This window comes from Clostridium sp., from assembly GCF_032552055.1.
Taxonomy (GTDB): domain Bacteria; phylum Bacillota; class Clostridia; order Clostridiales; family Clostridiaceae; genus Clostridium.
This window is the reverse complement of the sequence record NZ_JAWGSV010000441.1, coordinates 1-1,104: the sequence shown is the minus strand read 5'-3', so window position 1 is coordinate 1,104 and position 1,104 is coordinate 1. Positions and strand designations below refer to the sequence as shown.

Genomic DNA, 1,104 nt, shown 5'->3' with positions numbered 1-1,104 from the left:
TAATTCTATTTTAACAAAAGGAGGTTTTATTTACATACTGACCGCTAAAGCTATTCGGAACACACTTGCATAGCAAGTGGTTTTCAATAAGACAAAAAAAGATGATAAATAAAATTAATTATTTATCATCTTTGATTTCTAGATATAATTTGCAACAAAAACAATAATATAAGAAGCGGGAATAAATAATGCTAATGCAGTAAAGGTTCCAACTATCTTACTACCTACCATCCCTATTATGCATCCTCTAAAATCTTCCTCACTACATTTTCCATCTATTACATCATCAGTCATTATAGACAAATGTGGGTCAATAAAAATTGAGGTTAATATTGTTGCTGTACCATTAATAATTGGTGCTAAAGCTAAGCAAGTTGTACTAAATTCAGGTACTAAACTTCCTGCATAAATTGGAGCAAAGGCTCCAGCAGTAATTATTGCCACCGAAATAAAATTATAAAATAAAATTCTTCTAGGTAGGTTTTTAAAATTAATACTTGTAACACTTTCCTTAACAGGTATTGCTATACTATCCTTCATATATTTAATACCGGTCTTTGAAAAGCTATGAATAATTAGTTTAGGTATTGATCTTTCAATAGAAAAATGGTCTACAGCTTTACTAAACATCCTTTGAAATGTTGGTATTAATATGGCACCAACAATAGAAGCTATACCTGATACTAATATTATATAATTAAAAATTTTTAATAGATCATTACTACTTGAGTTGCTTTCTACAAATTTTGTTAATAATGGAACTTGGAATGTAACAGCTGTTCTGGACACTAGCATTAATACATTAAATACAGCAAAAGTAACAGCTATTTTCCCTGTTCTTACACCTACTAATCTAACAGAATAAGCCAAAGTTCCAATTATAGAAATTAAAAAATTCAAAACTAATACAATTATTATCTGAGTATCCATATATTATCCCCTTAACTTTTCATATTATTGAAAATTATAGTTATAATAATTATACTCATTCAAATTCATTATTAAAATAGCATTTTGAAATTGTAATATTTTTGCAATAATTACATTATTAATGTAGATAGTATTTATATACAAAAGGGAGGCTTATACAGCACTCCCCTAATT

1 protein-coding gene is annotated in these 1,104 nt (G+C 27.5%); it reads right to left on the bottom strand.

The features are described 5' to 3' along the window. Positions 1 to 138: 138 nt before the first annotated feature. A complete protein-coding gene (locus E6248_RS16260) occupies positions 139 to 930 on the bottom strand; it encodes a lipid II flippase Amj family protein (protein WP_316341803.1) in 792 nt (263 codons plus the stop codon). Positions 931 to 1,104 lie beyond the last annotated feature (174 nt).